Here is a 19,626-nt window from a genome sequence, read left to right as displayed (position 1 = left end):
GATGAAGGTGGCCGTATTCAGCGCCCAGCAGCATGACCATGAACACCTCGTGCCGTTAATGCGCGAGGCGGGGATGGAGCCCGTGATGGACGAACGTCGCTTGACCCCGGAGTCGGTCAACGATGCGGCCGGCGCGGATGCGGTGTGTGCGTTCACCAACGACGATCTGGGTGCGGCCACTCTGGACGGCCTGCATGCGCTGGGCATCCGCGTGATCGCCCTGCGCTGTTCGGGACACGACAACCTGGATCACGAGCATGCCGCCTCCCTGGGCATGCGAGCAGGCCGGGTGCCGGCGTATTCGCCCAGTGCGATCGCCGAGCATGCGGTGGCTCTGCTGATGACGCTGAACCGGCATACCCATTTCGCCTGGCAGCGCACCCGGCGCGGCGATTTCCGCCTGAATCACCTGGCCGGCTTCGACGTCGCGCAGCGCAACGTGGGCGTGATTGGTACCGGCAAGATCGGGGCGATCTTCTGCCGAATCATGCAGGGTTTCGGGGCCCGGGTCCGGGCGATGGACCCGTACCCCGATCCGGAGCTGCAGGCCGCCGGCGTGACCTACACCGATCTCGACGGTCTGCTGAGCGAATCCAACGTGGTCTGCCTGATGTGCCCGCTGACGCGTGACAACCGGCACCTGATCAACGCCGACACGCTGGCCCGCATGCCCCGCGGCGCGATCCTGATCAACACGGCCCGTGGCCCCCTGGTGGATACCGACGCGTTGGAGGCGGCGCTGGATTCCGGGCAGCTGGGCGCGGCAGCCCTGGACGTCTACGAGGACGAGGGTCCGGTGTTCTTCCGTGACTGGTCCGGGACCGAGGGTGGCGTACCCGACGAACGGCTGGTGCGCCTGACGCAGCGCGACAACGTGCTGGTCACCGGGCATCAGGCGTTCCTGACCCACGAGGGCCTGACCGGGATCGCCGAAACCACGGTCCGGAATCTGCAGGTGCTCTCGCGCGATCCGGAGGGTCACGAGGAGTTGCCCGGCCGCCTGGTGTGAAGCCGCGCCGCATTGCGGACGCAGCGCTTGATTTTCGCCGGCCCGGCTAATATATCCCCGGTAAGGATGCCGCCACGGCATGGAGGTCAACAGCATGCACGAGGTCGACGGCGTAAAGCTCATCGAAAACACCTGGATCACGCTGAGCGACGGCTGCCGCCTGGCTGCACGCATCTGGCTGCCGGAGGATGCCGGGGACAACCCGGTCCCCGCGATCCTCGAGTACATCCCGTATCGCAAGAACGACCACAAGGCCCTGCGGGATGCAGAAGTCCATGGCTTCTTCGCGCGTAACGGCTACGCGGGGGTGCGTGTCGACCTGCGCGGCAGCGGTGATTCTGACGGGGTGCTGCCCGACGAATACCTGCAGCAGGAACTGGAAGACGGCCTGGAGGTGATCCGCTGGATCGCGCAGCAGCCGTGGTGTTCGGGCAAGGTCGGCCTGTTCGGTCTGTCCTGGGGCGGCTTCAACGGGCTGCAGCTGGCGGCCCTCCAGCCCCCGGAGCTGGGGGCGGTGATCTCGGTGTGTTCGTCGGATGACCGCTATGCCGACGACGTGCACTACATGGGCGGCTGCCTGCTGACGGACAACCTTTCCTGGGCGTCGACCATGTTCGGCTTCAACTCCTGCCCGCCGGACCCGCGGGTGGTCGGCGAGGATCGCTGGCGCGACATGTGGCGCGAGCGCCTGGAGGGGTCCGGCCTGTGGATCCGCAACTGGCTGGAGCACCAGCGCCGCGACGACTACTGGAAGCATGCTTCGGTCTGCGAGGACTACAGCGCGATCCAGGTCCCGGTGATGGCGGTCAGCGGCTGGGCCGACGGCTACTCCAATACAGTGTTCCGCCTGCTCGAGCACCTGCAGGTACCGCGCGCCGGGCTGGTGGGGCCCTGGGGCCACAAGTATCCGCACATGGGCGGCCCCGGACCGACCATCGACTTCCTCGGCGAATGCGTGCGCTGGTGGGACCACTGGCTCAAGGGCATCGACCGTGGCGTCGATTCCGATCCGATGGCGCGCTTGTGGCTGCACGACGCGCGCAGCCCGCTGGTGCCGGAGATCACCGGTGAGTGGGTCGCCGAGCAGTGCTGGCCCAGCCCCGGCATCCACTACCACGAATTCGGTCTGGCCCGGGGGCGCCTGGTCGCCGGCGGCGAACGCACCGATGAAGCGGAAACCCTGACCATACGCAGTCCGCTGAGCGTGGGGCTGTTCGCCGGCAAGTGGTGTTCCTACGCCGAGACCACCGACCTGCCTTCGGATCAGCGCCTGGAGGACGGCGGCGCCCTGGTGTTCGAGACCGATCCGCTGGAACAGGATTTCGACCTGCTGGGGGACACCGAGCTGGAGCTGGAGATCGAGGCCGATCGTCCGGTGGCCCAGGTCGCCGCGCGCCTGTCCGACGTGGACCCGGAGGACCGGGCCACGCGGGTGACTTTCGGCATCCGCAATCTGACGCATCGCGACGGGCACGAGGAACCGCAGCCGCTGGAGCCCGGGCGGCGCTACCGTGTCCGCTTCCGGCTGAATGAGGTGGCCCAGCGGTTCCGTCGCGGCCATCGTATTCGCCTGTCGGTCTCCAGTTCCTACTGGCCGCTGGCGTGGCCGGCACCGGAACCCGCACGTCTGACCCTGCATCTGGAAGGTTGCTGCCTGCATTTGCCGGAACGCCGGGCCGGCGCCGATACCCCTGTCCCGCGGGATCTCGGCGAGCCGCGGCATGCCCCCACCCCGGGGCATACCCTGCTGGCCCCGGCCCATCGCGAATGGAAGACCGAGCACAACCTGGCGACCAACGAGGTCGCCCTGAACGTGATCAACAACGACCCCGTGCTGCAGCTGCATGACAATGACCTGACCTTTGGCCGGGAGGTGCACGAACGCTACAGCTACCGCAGCGAGTCCTACGACACCGTGCGGGGCGAGGTGGTGCAGACCCGGCATTTCCGGCGGGATGACTGGTCGGTGCGCACCGTGACCCGCACGGTGCTCACCTCTACCCCCGACACCTTCCGGATCCGCGCCACCCTGGATGCCTACGAGGGTGACGTGCGCGTCTACGCGCAGAGCTGGGACGAGAGCATCCCGCGCGACCTGATCTGAAGCGGTCCGGCGAACACCGGGAAACCGGGAGGAGCGACATGAGCGAGAAGAAACACGTCTTTGTGGTCGGTATGGACGACTTCAACCGGGCCAAGCTGGAACGCCTGCCCCAGGCCGCCGAGTGCGAATTCCACGCGGCGCTGGATTTCGCCGACATCCGTAACGTCGATGCCTTCGATATGGGCGACCTGCTGGAACGTGCGGCCGCGCGTATCCAGCGGGCCGGGGTCCCGGTGGACGCCATCGTGAGCTTCTACGACTTCCCCGGCACCGTGATGGTCCCGTTGCTGGCCGAGCGCTTCGGCGTGCCCGGGCCCTCGCTGGAAGCCGTGCTCAAGTGCGAGCACAAGTACTGGAGCCGGCTGGAACAGCGCAAGGTCATCCCCGAGCATATCCCGCGCTTTCAGGCCTTCGATCCGCACGACGAGGAAGCGTGGTCGAAGCTCGGCATGCTGCCGCCGTTCTGGATCAAGCCGATCAAGTCGTTCCGTTCGTTCCTCGCCTTCCAGATCAACGACGAGCGCCAGTTCCGCTCCGTCATGCCGATCTGCCGCGAGAAGGGTGGCTTCATCGGCGCGCCCTTTGCCTGGCTGATGCAGCGCTCCGGCGCGCCGCCGGAAATCGCCGAGATGCCCGAGAGCTTCGTGGCTGAATCACCCATCGGCGGCTGGCAGTGCACCCTCGAGGGATACAGCTACAACGGGCAGGTGAATGTCTACGGTGTGGTCGATTCGGTGACCGAGCAGGACGGCTCCTCGTTCTCGCGCTACGAATACCCGTCCTCGCTGCCGCTGGAGATCCAGCACCGCATGATGGATCTCGCGCGCCTGGCGGTGCAGCAAACCGGCCTGGACAATTCGCCGTTCAACGCCGAGTTCTACTACGACCAGACCGGCGATCAGGTGTGGCTGCTGGAGATCAACCCGCGCATCTCCCAGGCTCATTCCGACATCTTCGAAAAGGTGCACGGCATCTCGCACCACTCCGTGATGGTGGACCTGGCGCTGGGACGCAAGCCGCGGCCGATGGAGCGCAACGGCGAGTTCAACGTGGCCGCGCATTTCATGTTCCGCACGCACGAGAGCGGCCGCGTGCGGCGGGTCCCCAGTGCCGAGGCCGTTACCCGGCTCAAGACCCGCCAGCCCGGCACCGAGGTGAAGATCCCGGTGCGGCCCGGCCAGCACCTCAAGGACCTTCAGGGCCAGGACATGTACAGCTTCGAGATCGCCAACGTGTTCATCGGCGGGCGTGATCGCGCCGACCTTCTGGACAAATACGACGAGGCCCTGTCGGTGCTGCAGTTCGACATCGAGAAGGACACCGAGGCGGTCATCACCTGACCCTCGGGCCGGATCGGCGAGAGGGCTCGCCTCCTACCGGTTGATGCCTCCCCGGGCCGGATCGGCGAGGGGGCTCGCCTCCTGCCGGTTGATGCCTCCCCGGGCCTGATCGGCGAGGGGGCTCGCCTCCTGCCGGTTGATGCCTCCCCGGGCCTGATCGGCGAGGGGGCTCGCCTCCTGCCGGTTGATGCCTCCCCGGGCCTGATCGGCGAGGGGGCTCGCCTCCTGCCGGTTGATGCCTCCCCGGGCCGGATCGGCGAGGGGGCTCGCCTCCTACCGCGGTTGGCGTCTGAACCGCGGTTGATGCCTGACCCGTAGGAGGCCGGCCCTCCGGCCGATCGGCGTCACGGGTTGCCAGCCGGCGGCAGCTCTCGTGCGGCCCGGACCTCCGTACGGGCCAACAAAAGGGCCCGGTCCCCCGAAGGGGCCGGGCCCTGCAATGCCGGGTCGGCGGGCCGCGAAGTCCTCGCGGCCGCCGGGGCGCGATCAGCCCTCGTTGTGGTAGCGGGTCACGCGCTCCACGTCGTTCTTCGCGCCCAGCACCACCGGCACGCGCTGGTGGATGTCCTTCGGCGGGAGATCCATGATGCGCTGGCGCCCGGTGGTGGAGGCACCGCCGGCCTGCTCGACGATGTAGCTCATCGGGTTGGCCTCGTACATCAGGCGCAGCTTGCCTTCCTGACCCTTGGCGGTGGTCTTGGAGTCCAGCGGGTACATGAAGATGCCGCCGCGCGACAGAATGCGGTGCACCTCGGCGACCATGGAGGCGACCCAGCGCATGTTGTAGTCCTTGCCCAGCGCGCCTTCCTTGCCGGCCAGGCACTCGTCGACGTAGCGCTTGATCGGGGCTTCCCAGAACCGCATGTTCGACATGTTGATGGCGAACTCCTGGGTGTCCTCGGGGATGTGGACCTTTTCCTTGGTCAGCAGGAACTCGCCGAAGTCCTTGTCCAGGGTGAACATGTTCACGCCCTGGCCGGTGGTCAGCACCATCATGGTGGACGGACCGTACAGGCAGTAGCCGGCGGCCACCTGGGTGGTACCGGGCTGCAGGAAGTCCTCGGTCTTCGGGTCCTGCACGCCTTCCGGGGCCTTCAGGATGGAGAAGATGGTGCCGACGGAGACGTTCACGTCGATGTTGGAGGAGCCGTCCAGCGGGTCGAACAGCACCAGGTAGTGGCCACGCGGGGCGTCCTTGGGCAGCTCGAGGATCTCGTCCATCTCCTCGGACGCCAGGCCGGCGACATGACCGTTGTGCGACAGCGCCTCGATGAACACCTCGTTGGTGATCACGTCCAGCTTCTTCTGGGTCTCGCCCTGCACGTTCTCGGAACCGGCCGAGCCGAGGACGCCGACCAGGTCGCCCTTGTCGACCAGGGCCGAGATCTTCTTGCAGGCGGTGGCGATGTCGTTGAGCAGTCCGGTGAACTCGCCGGTGGCGCCCTGGATGCCGCGCTGGGTTTCGATGATGTAGTTGGTCAGTGTCGTGCCGATATGCATTTTGCCGATCCTGATGGTTGTGAGTCCGTGCGACCTCGGGGCACTCTTGGGGCAGAGGCTGCCGCGAGGGCGGCCGAACCCGCCGCCCCGGCCCGGGTCTTAACCGGGATAGTGTAGCAAATGCCGGCGCGGGGGCCGATGCGGGTCCGAATGCAGCGAAATCCAGGGAGAAAGGCATGCCGCAGAACGCTTTGTACGCCCAGTCTGGCGGGGTTACCGCTGTCATCAACGCCAGTGCCTGGGGGGTGATCGAGGCCGTTCGGGGGCACCCGGCCCATTTCGGACGGATCTACGCCGCGCGCGACGGGATCCTCGGCGTGCTGCGCGAGGAGCTGATCGACCTCGACCACGAGGATCCGCTGACCCTGCAGGCACTGAGGCACACGCCCGGCGGGGCGTTCGGGTCCTGCCGCTTCGACCTGGGCGATCCGGAAACCCATCCCGAGCAGTACGAACGACTGGTGGAGGTCTTCCGCGCCCACGATATCGGCTATTTCTTTTACAACGGGGGCGGCGGCTCCATGGATACTGCCCTCAAGGTCGCGAAGATGGGGGACCGCATGGGCTACCCGATCACCGCGGTGGGTGTGCCCAAGACCATCGACAACGACCTCGCGATCACCGATACCAGTCCGGGTTTCGGCTCCGCCGCCAAGTTCATCGCCACCACCGTGCGCGAGGCCAGCCTGGACGTGGAGTCCATGCATACCAGCTCGACCAAGGTCTTCATCCTCGAGGTGATGGGCCGGCATGCTGGCTGGCTGGCGGCCGCCGCGGCACTGGCCCAGGAGTTCGACGGCCAGCCGCCGATGCTGATCCTGTTCGCCGAGATCCCGTTCGAGGAGGCGGACTTCATGGAACACCTCAACCGCACCATCGAGCGCCACGGCTACTGCGTGGTGGTGGTTTCCGAGGGCCTGAAGAACCCCGACGGCAGCCTGTTCTCGGTAGCGCAGAGCCACGATGTCTATGCCTATACCCAGCTGGGCGGCGCCGCGCCGCGCCTGTCCGAGCTGATCCGCGAGAAGACGGGGCACAAGCTCCACTGGGCGGTGGTGGACTACATCCAGCGGGCCGCCCGCCACATCGCGTCGAAGGTGGACGTGGACCAGGCCTACGCGTGCGGGCGTGCGGCCGTGGAAGGCGTGGTGGCCGGCCACCACAGCTTCATGCCGATCATCCAGCGGGATTCCACCCAGCCCTACCGCTGGCGCATGGGGCGGACCTCGCTGGAGAGCGTGGCCGACATCGAGCAGGGCATGCCGCGCGAATACATCACCCCGGACGGCTACGGCATCACCCAGGCCGCGCGCGACTATCTGCGTCCACTGATCCAGGGAGAGGACCAGCCGCCGTTCGAACGCGGGTTGCCGGCCTACCCCCGCATCCGCGGCGAATTGCTGCCGAAACGGTGCCCATCATTCGAAGTGGATCACGACTGAGCACTTCCGGAGGCTCGAGGGCTTGGCGTGGCGCCTGATGGGCGTAGGATGAAAGTTGTGGGGGGGCCAACCCGTGCCTTCGAGGAGGCTGTCCATGACAAACTCGATCGTTACAAGTACTCGCTTCGTCCCGTCCGGCTCCGGTTTGCTGGCCGGTCTTCTCGCGCTGGGGCTTGCCCTGTTGCCGGTGACCCCCGCGCTGGCTGAAACCGGCGAGCGGGCCGAGGCCGGCACCGGCCACATGGTGGATACCCGTTCACTGATCGATCAGACGCAGTCCGAGGACACCCGGGCCGAACTGCTGGAGCGCCTGGACGAGGCGGCGGTGCAGGAGCAGCTGATCGCCATGGGCGTGGATCCGGAGCAGGCCCGCGAGCGGGTGGCCCGGCTTACCGATGACGAGCTGGCGGAGCTGGAGGCACGCATGGATTCCGAGCCGGTGGGGGCTACCGGAGTCCTGGGCGTGCTGGCCATCGTCTTCGTGGTGTTCGTGATCACCGATGCCCTGGGCGTGACCGACGTGTTCCCGTTCGTGCAGTCACGCGATCGCTGACCCTTCGATGCAGAGTTCGGGAGGTGCACACCCCGCGGCGCACTGGCGCGGCGGGGTCGGGGGAGTGCTGGCCGCCGCGCTGCTGGCGTTGCTGCTGACGGGCTGTGCTACCGCGCCGCAGAGCCGTGACCTGGCGGGCGGACCCGAGGCCCTCCCGGATCTGCCGCCACGCGTCGAACTGCGCGACACCCCGTTCCACCCGCAGGAGGATTACCAGTGCGGCCCGGCCGCGCTGGCCACGGTGCTCGAGGGGCGCGGTCTGGACGTGTCGCTGCAAGGGCTGATCGACGAGGTCTACCTCCCCGCCCGCGAGGGCACCCTGCAGGCCGAGATGCGTGCGGCGGTGCGCGCGCGCGATCTGGTGGCGTATCGCCTGGAGCCGGATCTGGAAGCGGTCCTGCGCGAGGTCGCGGCCGGTCATCCGGTGGTGGTGTTCCAGAACCTCGGGCTCGCGATGTTCCCGGAATGGCATTTCGCGGTGGTCATCGGCTACGACCTCGACGCCGGCGAAATCATCCTGCGCAGCGGGACCCACGAACGCCACGTGAACGAGTTCGCCCGCTTCGAGCGGACCTGGGCGCGCGGCGAGCGCTGGGCCTTCATCCCCGTGGCGCCGGATGAGCTGCCGGCCACCGCGGAGCCGCTGAACTGGCTGCGCGCGGTCAACGAACTGGAGGTCACCGGCGCACTGGCGGCCGCGGCCACGGGTTACCACACGGCGATCGACGCATGGCCCGATCACCCGGTGGCCTATGTCGGTCTGGCCAACGTGGCCATGGCGCAGGATGACCCCGAGGCGGCCGAGTCTGCGCTGCGCGAGCTGATCGAGCGTGACCCCGGGGTGGACGCGGCCTGGAACAACCTCGCCCATGTCCTGCTGGCGCGGGACTGCACGGAACCCGCCCGGGCGGCGGCCGCCTGCGCGGTGGCGCTGAGCGGGGGCGAGGACGCATCCCCGTATGCCCCGACCCTGCGGACGCTGGAGCGGGCGGCCCCGTCCCCCGACGGGGCATGCGACCCCGTCCCGGACTGCCCGGCGGGCCGGCGCGCCGACTGAGAGGGGCACGCGGCTCGGCGCGGCGTCAGTCCTCGAACAGGGCCTCCACCCGCGCGTGGATGTGCTGGTCGGCGTCCGGTCCGATTTGCGTGGTCTCCGGGTCGTGGCGGTCGCAGAACGCCCAGGCGAATTTCAGGTCCTTGATCCCCAGCGAGCCGAACAGCCGGGCCTCGGCCGAATGGTCGGTGGCTTCCGGGATCACGGTCGGCCAGCCGTCCTCGCCCGGGGTCAGCGCGGGACCGAAGAAGATCGCCCCCGGCAGGTTCTTGATCCGCAGGGCGCAGGTGCCCTCGGTGACGCCGCCCATCGGCAGGAAGTCGATGGTGCGCGACAGCCGCTGCTTGCGGTTGAACGGGGTATCCACGGTGCCGCCGGCGGCGCGGATCGCGGGTGCCTCGGCCTCGTAGGCCAGCACCTCCAGTCCGGCCTCGCGCCAGGCGTCGAGGTCGCGCGCGCCGCGGTGGCTGGGCAGGAACAGCCAGCGCGGCTCGGTGAGCGCGCGCAGCTCCTGCAGCAGGGCGTCCGAAAACGGCGGGGCGTTCACCAGGATCCCGCCCATCTCGCGGTCGTCGATCAGCCAGACCGCCGGCTCGTCATCGCCGACGCGGTGGATATTGCGTTCGCGCAGTTCGACCAGTGCCGGACCGATCGTTCCGGGGGAAGCGGACATGCAGGCGTCTCCGGGTTCCTCTGGGGTGTAGCCGGGGAGATTGCGGGCTTGCGGCCCCGTGCGCAATTTGGGCGGGAATCCGGCGGGGGATCGTCGGATGGTCGGGCCGCCGACCGCCGGGTTACTGCTCCCGCGGGGAGGCCTCGTCGCGGGCTTCCAGTTGCGCCATCTCGCTTTCGATCCAGTCCTCGGTCTGCGCCAGCACCTCGGCGGCCGAACGACCCTGCGTCTCGATCGGCGGCCCCACCGAGACCTCGATGGTCCCGGGGCGGCGCAGGATCCCGTGCCGCGGCCAGTATGTACCGGAGTTCAGCGCCACCGGCAGCACCGGGTAACCGCCGCGCGCGGCGAGCTGCGCGCCGCCCTGACGGTAGCGTCCCTTTTCCCCGGGATTTACGCGCGTGCCCTCGGGGAACACGATCACCCACAGGCCCTGGTCCAGCCGCTTCTTGCCTTCCCGGAGCAGGCCCTCCAGGGCCTGGCGACCGGCACTGCGGTCGATCGGTACCGGCTGGAGCATGGCCAGGGCCCAGCCAAACAGCGGGATGCGCATCAGCTCGCGCTTGAGCACCCAGGTCTGGCGCGGGAAGATCGACACGAACGCGAGCGTCTCCCACGCCGACTGATGCTTGGACATCACCACGTGGGGGCGCGAGGTGTCCACGTGTTCCAGGCCGCGTACCCGGTAGCGCACCCCGCAGGTCACCCGCAGCCACCAGATGTTGAAGCGGCCCCACTGGATCAGGACGCGGTAGCGGCGTTCATGGGACAGCGGCCAGATCAGCAGCGGCATGATCAGGCCGTAGACCAGCGACGAGCTGATCAGCCCCGCCTGAAACAGGAGTGCCCGCAGATAGCGCATCGCCCGTCTCCTTCAGCCGGTGGCCAGCCGCCCGATGTCCGCCACGGTCTCGAAGGCCTGACGCAGTTCCCGCAGCAGCGCCAGGCGGTTGCGGCGTTCGGCGGGGTCCTCGGCCATCACCATCACCCCGTCGAAGAAGCGGTCCACGCGCTCGCGCAGGCCGGCGAGCTCGCCCAGGGCGCGCACGTAGTCGCCGTCGGCCACCGCCGCGTCCACCGCCGGGCGCACCGCCAGCAGACCCTGGTGCAGCCGGCGTTCCTCGTCGGCCACCAGGGCGTCGGGCTCCAGCGTGCCGGCGGCCTCGTCGCCGGCCTTGCGCAGCAGGTTGTGGATGCGCTTGTTGGCCGCGGCCAGGGCCTCGGCCTCCGGGCGTTCGCGGAACTGCGACACCGCGCGCACGCGCCGGGCGAAATCCAGTGGCTGGTCGGGGCCGACCGCGCCCACGGCCTCGATGGTCTCGTGGGCATGGCCCTGTTCCAGCAGGTAGCCGCGCAGGCGCTCGACGATGTATTCGCGCACCGGGTCCACCGCCTGGTCGGCCTCGGCCACGCGTTCGCGGATCGGCTCGGCGGCCGCGGTGAGCAGCGGGGTCAGGGTCAGCGGGAGTTCGCGCTCCACCAGGATGCGCACCAGCCCCAGCGCGGCCCGGCGCAGCGCGAACGGGTCCTTGGTGCCGCTGGGCTGCTTGCCGATGGCGAAGATCCCGACCAGGGTGTCGAGGCGGTCGGCCAGCGCCAGGGCCTGGGCCAGCGGGCCGTCCGGGAGTTCGGAGCCGGACTGGCGCGGCCAGTAGTGCTGCTCGATCGCGTCGGCGACGGCCTCGTCCTCGCGGTCGTGCAGCGCGTAGTAGCGCCCCATGGTGCCCTGCAGTTCGGTGAACTCGAACACCATCCGGGTCAGTAGATCGCATTTGCACAGCCGCGCGGCGCGCGCCGCCTGCTGCGCATCCAGGTCCATCAGGCCGGCGAGGCGCTGCATCAGCGCTTCCAGGCGCTGCGACTTGTCGCGCAGGGTGCCCAGGCGCTTCTCGAATACCACCGCGCCGAGCTCGTCGAGGCGCTCTTCCAGGCGGTGCTTGCGGTCCTGCTCCCAGAAGAATTCGGCATCCGCGAAGCGCGGGCGCAGCACGCGCTCGTTGCCATCGCGTACTGCTTCGGGATCGCGCGACTCGATGTTGCTGACGACGATGAAATGCGGCTGCAGGCGGCCGGCCTCGTCCACCACCGGGAAGTATTTCTGGTTGTCCTGCATGGTGGAGATCAGCGCCTCCTGCGGGACCTCGAGGAAACGCCGGTCGAAGCTGCCGCCCAGGGCCACCGGCCACTCCACCAGTGCGGTGACCTCGTCCAGCATGTCCGGGTCGACCAGCGCGCGCCCGCCCAGCTCGCGGGCGGTGGCGTGGACCTGCTCCAGGATGCGTTCGCGACGGGACTCGAACGAGGGCTCGACGCGGCCCTCGGCGCGCAGCCTGTCGGCGTAGTCCGCGGGGCTGGCGAGCTCCAGCGGGGCCGGGTGGTGGAAACGGTGGCCGCGCGTGTGGCGGCCGGCATCCTGTTCCAGCACCGTCATCGGCAGGACGTCGGTGCCGTGCAGCACCACCAGCCAGTGCACCGGGCGCACGAATTCCGTGGTGCTCTCGCCCCAGCGCATGCGCTTGGGCGTGGGCAGGTGTTCCAGGGCGCCGTCCAGCATCTCCGGCAGCAGTTCGCCGAGGGCCTGCCCCGGCTGCATGCGGCGGAAGATCAGGTATTCGCCCTTGCCGGTGTCCTCGCGCTCGAGCTGGTCCACTTCCACCCCGCAGGAGGAGGCGAAGCCCTGCGCCGCGCGGGTCGGCTGGCCCTGGTCGTCGAAGGCGGCGGCCACGGCCGGGCCACGGCGTTCCTGCAGCTGGTCGGGCTGGCGGCCAGGCACCGCGGGGAAACGCACGGCCAGGCGTCGGGGCGTGGCGAAGGCCTCGGGCTCGCCGGGTTCCAGCCCGGCGTCGCGCAGGCGGGTGGTCAGGCCCTCGGCCAGGGCGTCGCGCAGGCGTGCCAGCGCGGTGGGGGGCAGTTCCTCGGTGCCGAGTTCGATCAGAAGTTCGCGGGCTTCGTCCATGTTCGGTCCAGTCGGGTTCCGGTGGGCCCGCGCGCCCGTTCGGGGCGGCGGCGGGCACGGGTTCGGGGTATGCCCCGGTGTCGGGTGGCGTCAGGCGGCGTCGGACTTGCCGGTGTCGCCCGGGGCGCACAGTGGAAAGCCCAGGGCCTCGCGCGATTCATAGTATTTCTGCGCGACGTTCCTGGAGAGCTCGCGCACGCGCAGGATGTAGCGCTGGCGCTCGGTGACCGAGATCGCCCCGCGCGCATCCAGCAGGTTGAAGCTGTGCGAGGCGCGCAGCATCTGCTCGTAGGCCGGCAGCGGCAGGCCCAGCTCGATCATGCGGTCGCTCTCCGCCGCATGGTGGTCGAACGCGGCGAACAGGGCATCGCGGTCGGCGTGCTCGAAGTTGTACTTCGACTGTTCCACCTCGTTCTGGTGGTAGACGTCGCCGTAGGTGACCGCGCGCCCGTCCGGGCCGACGGTCCAGACCAGGTCGTAGACGCTCTCCACGCCCTGCAGGTACATCGCCAGACGCTCCAGCCCGTAGGTGATCTCGCCGGAGACGGGGTGGCAGTCGATCCCGCCCACCTGCTGGAAGTAGGTGAACTGGGTCACCTCCATGCCGTTCAGCCAGACCTCCCAGCCCAGCCCCCAGGCGCCCAGGGTCGGGGACTCCCAGTTGTCCTCGACGAAACGGACGTCGTGGGTCAGCGTGTCGAAGCCCAGCGCCTCCAGCGAGCCGAGATACAGGTCCTGGATGTCGGCCGGGGAGGGCTTCAGCAGCACCTGGAACTGGTAGTAGTGCTGCAGGCGATTGGGATTGTCGCCGTAGCGCCCGTCGGTCGGGCGCCGGCTGGGCTGCACGTAGGCCGCGCGCCACGGTTCCGGCCCGATCGAGCGCAGGAAGGTCGCCGGATGGAAGGTGCCGGCACCCATCTCCATGTCATAGGGCTGCATGACCACGCAGCCGTGGTCGTTCCAGTAATCCTGCAGTCGGCGGATCAGGTCCTGGAAGGTGGGACTCGCGGTCTCGGTTCGGTCGCTTGCGTTCGCCATCGCTGGGGGTCCGGAGCGGATCAGGGGCGGCAGTATATCGGCCCGTGCCCGGGTGCGGCCACCGCCGGGCGGGTCCATAATGAGCGGATTGATCCGTCCCGGAGGGATGATGGCCACGCACAGTGACGACTCAGCCGACGCTCCACGCGACGGCTCGCGCTATCGTGATACACGGCGGGTGACGCTGACCGGCGCTGCGGTCAATTCCGGCCTGGCTGTCACCCAGCTGGCCAGCGGATGGCTGCTGAACTCGCAGGCGCTGATCGCCGACGGCGTGCATACGGTCTCGGACCTGGTCACCGATGCCGTGGTGCTGGTCGCGGCGGGGCATGCGGCCGCCTCCCCTGATCGCAATCACCCCTATGGTCACGGCCGCATCGAAACCCTCGCCACCGTTATTGTGGGGGTCTTTCTCGCTCTCGCCGGCGTTGCCATTGCCTGGGGCGCGGGCAGCCGGCTGCTGGGGCCGGAAGAGCTGACCGGTCCGGCGCCGCTGGCCATCGCATTCGCCGTGGTTACCCTGGTGGCCAAGGAGGGCATGTACCAGTACACGCATCGGGTCGCGCGCCGCCTGGGGTCGCGCATGCTGGAAGCCAACGCCTGGCATCACCGTACCGATGCGATCTCCTCCGTCATTGTCCTGCTGGCAGTCGCCGGTGCGGTAGCGGGGTGGCCGTGGCTGGACGCGGCCGCGGCGCTGGTGGTGGCCGGCTTCATCCTGCATATTGCCGGGCGCCTCGTCTGGCGCAGCGCCGCGGAACTCATCGACACCGCGCTGGAACCGGAGGAGGTCGAGCGAATCCACCGCACCATCCTGGACGTCCCGGGGGTAAAGGACGCCCACATGCTGCGCACCCGGCGCTCCGGCGACGATGCCGTGGCCGACGTGCACGTGCAGGTCGCACCGATGATCTCGGTGTCGGAGGGGCACCGCATCGCTGACGCGGTCCATCAGGCGGTGACCGAGGATGCGGGCGCAGTCTGCGATATAACCGTGCACGTGGATCCCGAAAACGACGAGGATCAGGCCGCCAGCTCGCGGCTGCCATTGCGCCCCGAGTTGGTGGCCGGGCTGCGCGAAGCCTGGTCCGGCTTCCCCGAGCTGGAGGCCCTGGAGCACCTGTCGCTGCACTATCTGGGCGGGCGGGTGCATGCCACCGTTACCCTGCGCCTGGATCCCGGGCTGTCGGGGACAGGGCTTGAGGGGCGCGCGGACCTGCTGACCCGGCAGCTCCGCGAGCACCCGGCGCTGAAGCCGGTGCTGGGCCAGGTGACCATACTCTACCGGCCGTGCACCGAATGAGGGCGGGCTTGATGCATACGCACCACAATAGTGCATTCTATGCACTGCGGGTGTGCGGATCGTGATGGCGTCGCTGCGGAAAAGGGCGTCAGGGCGCTCCGAACCGGGGCTTTCGGTCTGGCACGCCACCTGCATAACCATCGGGCAGACGCCGCTCGGCCTCTGACGACCGCACCGGCATCGACCGTCTCAAACTGAAGACCAGAGGAGTCCTCACTATGTCCGCAGCCGAAGTGCTGAAGCAGATCAAGGAACAGGAAGTCCGCTTCGTCGATTTCCGTTTTACCGATTCCAAGGGCAAGGAACAGCATGTGACCCTGCCGGCCCACGACCTCGACGAAGACGCCTTCGAGGAAGGCAAGATGTTCGACGGTTCCTCCATCTCCGGGTGGAAGGGCATCAATGAGTCCGACATGATCCTGATGCCGGACGCGGAGTCCGCGGCCATCGATCCGTTCTTCGAGGACATGACCATGAACATCCGCTGCGATGTCGTGGAGCCGGCCACCATGCAGGGCTATGACCGCTGCCCGCGGTCCCTGGCGCGTCGCGCCGAGGCCTATCTGCAGAGCACCGGCATCGCCGACACCGCGCTGTTCGGTCCGGAGAACGAATTCTTTGTCTTCGACGACGTGAAGTGGGGCTCCGACCTCTCCGGCTCCTACTGCCGCGTGGACTCCCAGGAGGCCTCGTGGAACTCCGAGCGCGTGTATGACGACGGCAACATCGGCCATCGCCCGGGCGTGAAGGGTGGCTACTTCCCGGTCCCGCCGGTCGACAGCCTGCACGACATCCGCTCCACCATGTGCGAAGTGATGACCGAGATGGGGCTGGTGACCGAAGTGCATCACCACGAGGTGGCGACCGCCGGCCAGTGCGAGATCGGCGTCGGCCCGGCGACCCTGACCAAGAAGTCCGACGAAGTGCAGATGCTCAAGTACGTGGTGCAGAACGTCGCCCACATGCACGGCAAGACCGCCACCTTCATGCCCAAGCCGATTGTCGGCGACAACGGCTCCGGCATGCACGTGCACCAGTCGCTGTCGAAGGACGGCAAGAATCTGTTCTCCGGTGACCTGTACGGCGGCCTGTCCGAAACCGCTCTCTACTACATCGGCGGCATCATCAAGCACGCCCGCGCGCTGAACGCCTTCACCAATCCGTCCACCAACAGCTACAAGCGTCTGGTGCCGGGCTTCGAGGCGCCGGTGATGCTGGCCTACTCCGCGCGCAACCGCTCGGCGTCCATCCGCATCCCGTTCGTGATGAGCCCGAAGGCCCGCCGCATCGAGCTGCGCTTCCCGGACTCCACCGCCAACCCGTATCTGGCGTTCGCCGCGATGCTGATGGCCGGCATCGACGGCATCCAGAACAAGATCCACCCGGGCGAGGCGATGGACAAGAACCTCTACGATCTGCCGCCGGAGGAAGAAAAGGGCATCCCGCAGGTCGCCCATTCGCTGGATCAGGCCCTCGAGGCGCTGGACGGCGACCGCGCGTTCCTGACCCAGGGCGGGGTGTTCACCGACGACATGATCGACGCCTACATCGACCTGAAGATGGAAGACGTCACGCGCATGCGCATGACCACCCATCCGATCGAGTTCGACATGTACTACAGCCTGTAAGCCCCGCGGGTTTTACGGCCGTCAATCATCGGGCCCCGGCGTTCGCGCCGGGGCTTTTTTGTGCGCGGAGAGCGCGCACAAAAAAGGGCCGCCCGAAGGCGGCCCTCTGCTTCCCGAAGCGCGCCCGGAGGCGCGCCGTGCGGGCAGTCTTACAGCGCGGTTACGTCACCCGCGGCCAGACCCTTGGCGGTTTCCTGAATCTCGAAGGAAACCTTCTGGCCTTCGGCCAGGGTCTTGAAGCCCGAACCGTTGATCGCGGAGAAGTGCACGAACACGTCCTTGCCGCCATCATCGGGGGTGATGAAACCGAAACCCTTGCTCTCGTTGAACCACTTAACAACACCGGTATTCACAACTACTTACCTCATCATGTAACTAAAGAAACGTGATTGCGGAACGCTACCAACAGATCAACGGGAGCACTGGTCCAGAAAACTGGGGACTTCCTTGGAGTTGCTGCTTACCGCGAATCACGTATTCGACTATACGCCCCTGCGCCGGCAAAAGCCAATGGGGTGTGATGAAGTTTTTCTGTCAACGCCGACCGGTCAGGCGCGCGTATTCTTCCGGGTCGTTGAGTGCACGGATATCGACAAAGCTTCCGGAGGGCTGCTCGCGCAGCCGTGGCAGTACCTCGAGGATGTCGCGTGCCGCGGTTTCCGGTTCCGGCATGGTGCGGGTGCCGCGCGCGGCCTTCAGCCGCTGCAGGGCGGTGAAGGTCTCGCTGTCGGCCTCGTCGCACAGATAGTCCTGCATCGCGGTGTCGATCAGACCCGGTGCCAGCGAATGCACCGGCACGCCGGGGAATTCGTGCGAGTAGAGCTGCATCAGCATGTTCAGCGCGGCCTTGGACAGCGAATACCCGCTCCAGCCGGCGTTGCCGAACACCGCCGCCCCCGAGGAGATGGCTACGATCTGGCCGACCGGGATCTCGCGCGTCAGCAGACGATCCAGGATCACCTTGTTGGCAAAGGTGTTCACGTCCATCAGCAGGCGCAGTTCCTCCATCGGGGCGTCCGGCATGCGCTGGATATGCCCCAGCAGGCCGGCGTTCAGGATCACCAGATCCAGCCGGGTGACGCCCTGCAGCAGCCGGTCCATGGCCTCCGGGATCGTGTCGAAGTCCGCCAGGTCGATCTGTACGTCGCCGGCGACCCCGTCGTCCGGGCAGCCGCGGCGGCTCATGCCGTAGACCGCCGCGCCGTCGGCGGCGAGGACCCGGGTGAGCCCGAGGCCCAGGCCGCTGGAATTGCCGGTGATCAGGGCCGATTGCGGAGTGGTCGATGTCATGTCTGCTCCTCGCTGAGTGGTTCCATCCAGGCGTACTCGGCCTCCACGAGATTGCCGCTCCCGAGGTGCCGCATCTGCCGGCAAAGACGGTGCACCAGGGTAAGGCCGCGCCCCCACAGCCTTTCGTCGCTCTCGCCCTCCAGCGCCCGCCGTACCCGTTGGTGGTCAAAGCCCGCGCCACTGTCGCGCACACGGATGCGCACGCAGTGCCAGTCGTCCGTGCGGCGATAGCGCAGACTGATACCGATGCGCCCTTCCAGGCGCTCGAGTCCTTCCTGGCGCAGGCGATAGTACTCGGCAAAGCCCTCCGCGGTGGCTTTCATCTCGGAAGACAGGCCCAGCACGCCATGTTCGAAGGCATTGTTGCAGAGCTCGGCGATCACCGTCTGCAGGGCCTGAAGGTGTTCGCCGGACCCGGGAAACCAGCGCCGGAGCTGCTGTCGGGCCTCTTCCGCGACGTCCACGCGGGCCAGCTCGGCCCCGGCGGCCTCCATGGACCAGCGTCGGTTGCCGGTGGTGTCCGGGGGTACCGCGAGACCGGTTTCCAGCACGACCTCGGGGTCGCAGGTGATGGCGACCGCGGTGATGTCGTCGGCCGGTGACGCGTCCCCCATGTGCCGTGACAGTGCGTTGCCCAGCCGATCGATCCGCTCCGGGGGGCGCTCCGGATGGCACAGACAGCCATGCAGGCGTGCCTCGCCGAACGGCTCGCCGGCCGCGCCTTCCTCTTCCAGAACCCCGTCGGTGACGATGAGCAGGGTCTCGTCGGCGGCGACGGCGTAACGCCGAGGGCCGCTGTCCAGCTCCAGCCGGGGCAGGATCCCCAGCGGCATCGCCTGCGAGGGCAGGCTGCGCAGTCGTCCGTCGCCGCCGCACAGCAGCGCATCCGGCAGGCCGCCGTTCCAGGCGGTCAGGCTCTGCCCGTCGGGCTCAAAAGTGACCAGCACGGCGCCCATGAACATCGAGGGCGGCAGAAAGCCGTGGAGCACGTGGTTGAGCTCGAAGACCAGTTCGGTGTCGCCCACGCCCTCGCGCGTCAGCGTATGGAAGGTCTCCGAAACCGGATAGGTGCCGATGGCCGCAGCCAGGCCATGGCCGGTGAAGTCCCCCACCAGTACCCGCAGGCCGCCGTCCGGGGTGAAGTCCGACAGCACCACGTCGCCGCTGAAGGTGGCCGCCGACCACTGGCATACGCGCAGCCGTTGCGCGCCCACGTTGCGGCCCGTGATGGCCCGCGACAAGACGCTTTCCGCGGTCTCTTCCTCCCATGCCTGGCGCGCCCGGGCCCGGGCCAGGGCCTCGTTGCGCTCGCGCAGCCCGTGATGCAGGTCGCGCAGGCGCTCCATCGCGTGGATCTTGGCGCGCAGCACCGAGAGGTTGAGGGGCTTGTTGAGGAAATCATCGGCACCGGCGCGGATACCCTGCAGCAGGGAGTCCTCGTCATCCAGGGCGGTCAGGATGATCACCGGGATGAAACGGTCGCCGCACTCGTGCTTGATCTGCCGGGTGGACTCGAAGCCGTCCAGCCCCGGCATCATCACGTCCATCAGGATCAGGTCCGGGGGAGCGTTGCGTGCCTGCTCCACGGCCTGGTGGCCGTCGGTCGCCTCCTCGGTGTCGTAGCCGGCGCCGGTCAGCATCATCTTCAGCAGGCGCCGGTTGTGCTTGTCGTCGTCGACGATCAGCACACGCCCCTCGCCGGACGCCAGCGGCACGCTTTCGGAGGAGGCGTTCAC

16 protein-coding genes are annotated in these 19,626 nt (G+C 68.1%); 8 read left to right on the top strand and 8 right to left on the bottom strand.

What is annotated here, in order from left to right:
- Window position 1: 1 nt before the first annotated feature.
- The 3 genes from D893_RS03565 to D893_RS03555 all read left to right on the top strand — a co-directional run bounded on the left by D893_RS03565 (window position 2) and on the right by D893_RS03555 (window position 4,453).
- Complete coding sequence (locus D893_RS03565) at window positions 2-1,009, top strand: 2-hydroxyacid dehydrogenase (RefSeq protein ID WP_110619156.1); 1,008 nt, start codon at window positions 2-4, stop codon at window positions 1,007-1,009.
- A 94-nt stretch (window positions 1,010-1,103) separates the two neighbouring features.
- A complete protein-coding gene (locus D893_RS03560; protein WP_077244594.1) occupies window positions 1,104-3,113 on the top strand; it encodes a CocE/NonD family hydrolase in 2,010 nt (669 codons plus the stop codon).
- A 38-nt stretch (window positions 3,114-3,151) separates the two neighbouring features.
- The gene (locus tag D893_RS03555) at window positions 3,152-4,453 is read left to right on the top strand and encodes an ATP-grasp domain-containing protein (protein WP_018947338.1); all 1,302 of its coding nucleotides are present in this window, start codon (window positions 3,152-3,154) and stop codon (window positions 4,451-4,453) included.
- Between the two features lie 486 nt (window positions 4,454-4,939).
- Here D893_RS03555 and D893_RS03550 read toward each other — a convergent pair whose 3' ends face one another.
- Window positions 4,940-5,953 (bottom strand): class 1 fructose-bisphosphatase, encoded by a 1,014-nt coding sequence (locus D893_RS03550; RefSeq protein ID WP_018947339.1) that lies wholly within the window; start codon window positions 5,951-5,953, stop codon window positions 4,940-4,942.
- A 176-nt stretch (window positions 5,954-6,129) separates the two neighbouring features.
- On the opposite strand from D893_RS03550, the gene D893_RS03545 reads away from it, so the two are divergent.
- The 3 genes from D893_RS03545 (at window position 6,130) to D893_RS03535 (ending at window position 9,005) form a co-directional block, all read left to right on the top strand.
- Entirely contained in the window at window positions 6,130-7,395 is a 1,266-nt protein-coding gene (locus tag D893_RS03545; protein WP_018947340.1) for a 6-phosphofructokinase, read from the top strand.
- A gap of 94 nt (window positions 7,396-7,489) precedes the next feature.
- Window positions 7,490-7,948, top strand: coding sequence for a PA2779 family protein (locus tag D893_RS03540; RefSeq protein ID WP_024328574.1), 459 nt, complete (start codon window positions 7,490-7,492; stop codon window positions 7,946-7,948).
- A 7-nt stretch (window positions 7,949-7,955) separates the two neighbouring features.
- Window positions 7,956-9,005, top strand: a complete 1,050-nt coding sequence (locus tag D893_RS03535; RefSeq protein ID WP_081618825.1) for a PA2778 family cysteine peptidase — start codon at window positions 7,956-7,958, stop codon at window positions 9,003-9,005.
- 25 nt (window positions 9,006-9,030) lie between these two features.
- Here the strand turns inward: D893_RS03535 and D893_RS03530 are convergent, their stop codons facing one another.
- The 4 genes from D893_RS03530 to glyQ all read right to left on the bottom strand — a co-directional run bounded on the left by D893_RS03530 (window position 9,031) and on the right by glyQ (window position 13,669).
- Window positions 9,031-9,675: a hypothetical protein gene (locus D893_RS03530; RefSeq protein ID WP_018947343.1), complete on the bottom strand. Its 645-nt coding sequence runs from the start codon at window positions 9,673-9,675 to the stop codon at window positions 9,031-9,033.
- 121 nt (window positions 9,676-9,796) lie between these two features.
- Window positions 9,797-10,537, bottom strand: coding sequence for a lysophospholipid acyltransferase family protein (locus D893_RS03525; protein WP_018947344.1), 741 nt, complete (start codon window positions 10,535-10,537; stop codon window positions 9,797-9,799).
- Window positions 10,538-10,549: 12 nt separating this feature from the next.
- Window positions 10,550-12,631: a glycine--tRNA ligase subunit beta gene (gene glyS, locus D893_RS03520; RefSeq protein ID WP_018947345.1), complete on the bottom strand. Its 2,082-nt coding sequence runs from the start codon at window positions 12,629-12,631 to the stop codon at window positions 10,550-10,552.
- A 90-nt stretch (window positions 12,632-12,721) separates the two neighbouring features.
- Window positions 12,722-13,669 (bottom strand): glycine--tRNA ligase subunit alpha, encoded by a 948-nt coding sequence (glyQ, locus tag D893_RS03515; RefSeq protein WP_018936517.1) that lies wholly within the window; start codon window positions 13,667-13,669, stop codon window positions 12,722-12,724.
- Window positions 13,670-13,778: 109 nt separating this feature from the next.
- Here glyQ and D893_RS03510 point away from each other — a divergent pair, with 109 nt between their 5' ends.
- Together D893_RS03510 and glnA are read left to right on the top strand one after the other, a co-directional pair.
- Entirely contained in the window at window positions 13,779-14,972 is a 1,194-nt protein-coding gene (locus D893_RS03510; RefSeq protein ID WP_077244570.1) for a cation diffusion facilitator family transporter, read from the top strand.
- 218 nt (window positions 14,973-15,190) lie between these two features.
- Window positions 15,191-16,600, top strand: a complete 1,410-nt coding sequence (glnA, locus tag D893_RS03505) for a glutamate--ammonia ligase (protein WP_077244569.1) — start codon at window positions 15,191-15,193, stop codon at window positions 16,598-16,600.
- Between the two features lie 149 nt (window positions 16,601-16,749).
- Here glnA and D893_RS03500 read toward each other — a convergent pair whose 3' ends face one another.
- From D893_RS03500 to D893_RS03490, 3 genes are all read right to left on the bottom strand, one after another.
- Window positions 16,750-16,953, bottom strand: coding sequence for a cold-shock protein (locus D893_RS03500; protein WP_018868787.1), 204 nt, complete (start codon window positions 16,951-16,953; stop codon window positions 16,750-16,752).
- Window positions 16,954-17,134: 181 nt separating this feature from the next.
- Window positions 17,135-17,890: an SDR family NAD(P)-dependent oxidoreductase gene (locus D893_RS03495; RefSeq protein ID WP_110619155.1), complete on the bottom strand. Its 756-nt coding sequence runs from the start codon at window positions 17,888-17,890 to the stop codon at window positions 17,135-17,137.
- Window positions 17,887-19,626, bottom strand: a complete 1,740-nt coding sequence (locus D893_RS03490) for a fused response regulator/phosphatase (RefSeq protein WP_110619154.1) — start codon at window positions 19,624-19,626, stop codon at window positions 17,887-17,889. Before D893_RS03490 ends, D893_RS03495 begins: the two co-directional genes overlap by 4 nt.

The organism is Thioalkalivibrio sp. ALE21 (assembly GCF_003208255.1).
Classification (GTDB): domain Bacteria; phylum Pseudomonadota; class Gammaproteobacteria; order Ectothiorhodospirales; family Ectothiorhodospiraceae; genus Thioalkalivibrio; species Thioalkalivibrio halophilus.
The sequence above is the reverse complement of the archived record's forward strand: the minus strand, read 5'-3'. Positions and strand labels throughout refer to the sequence as shown.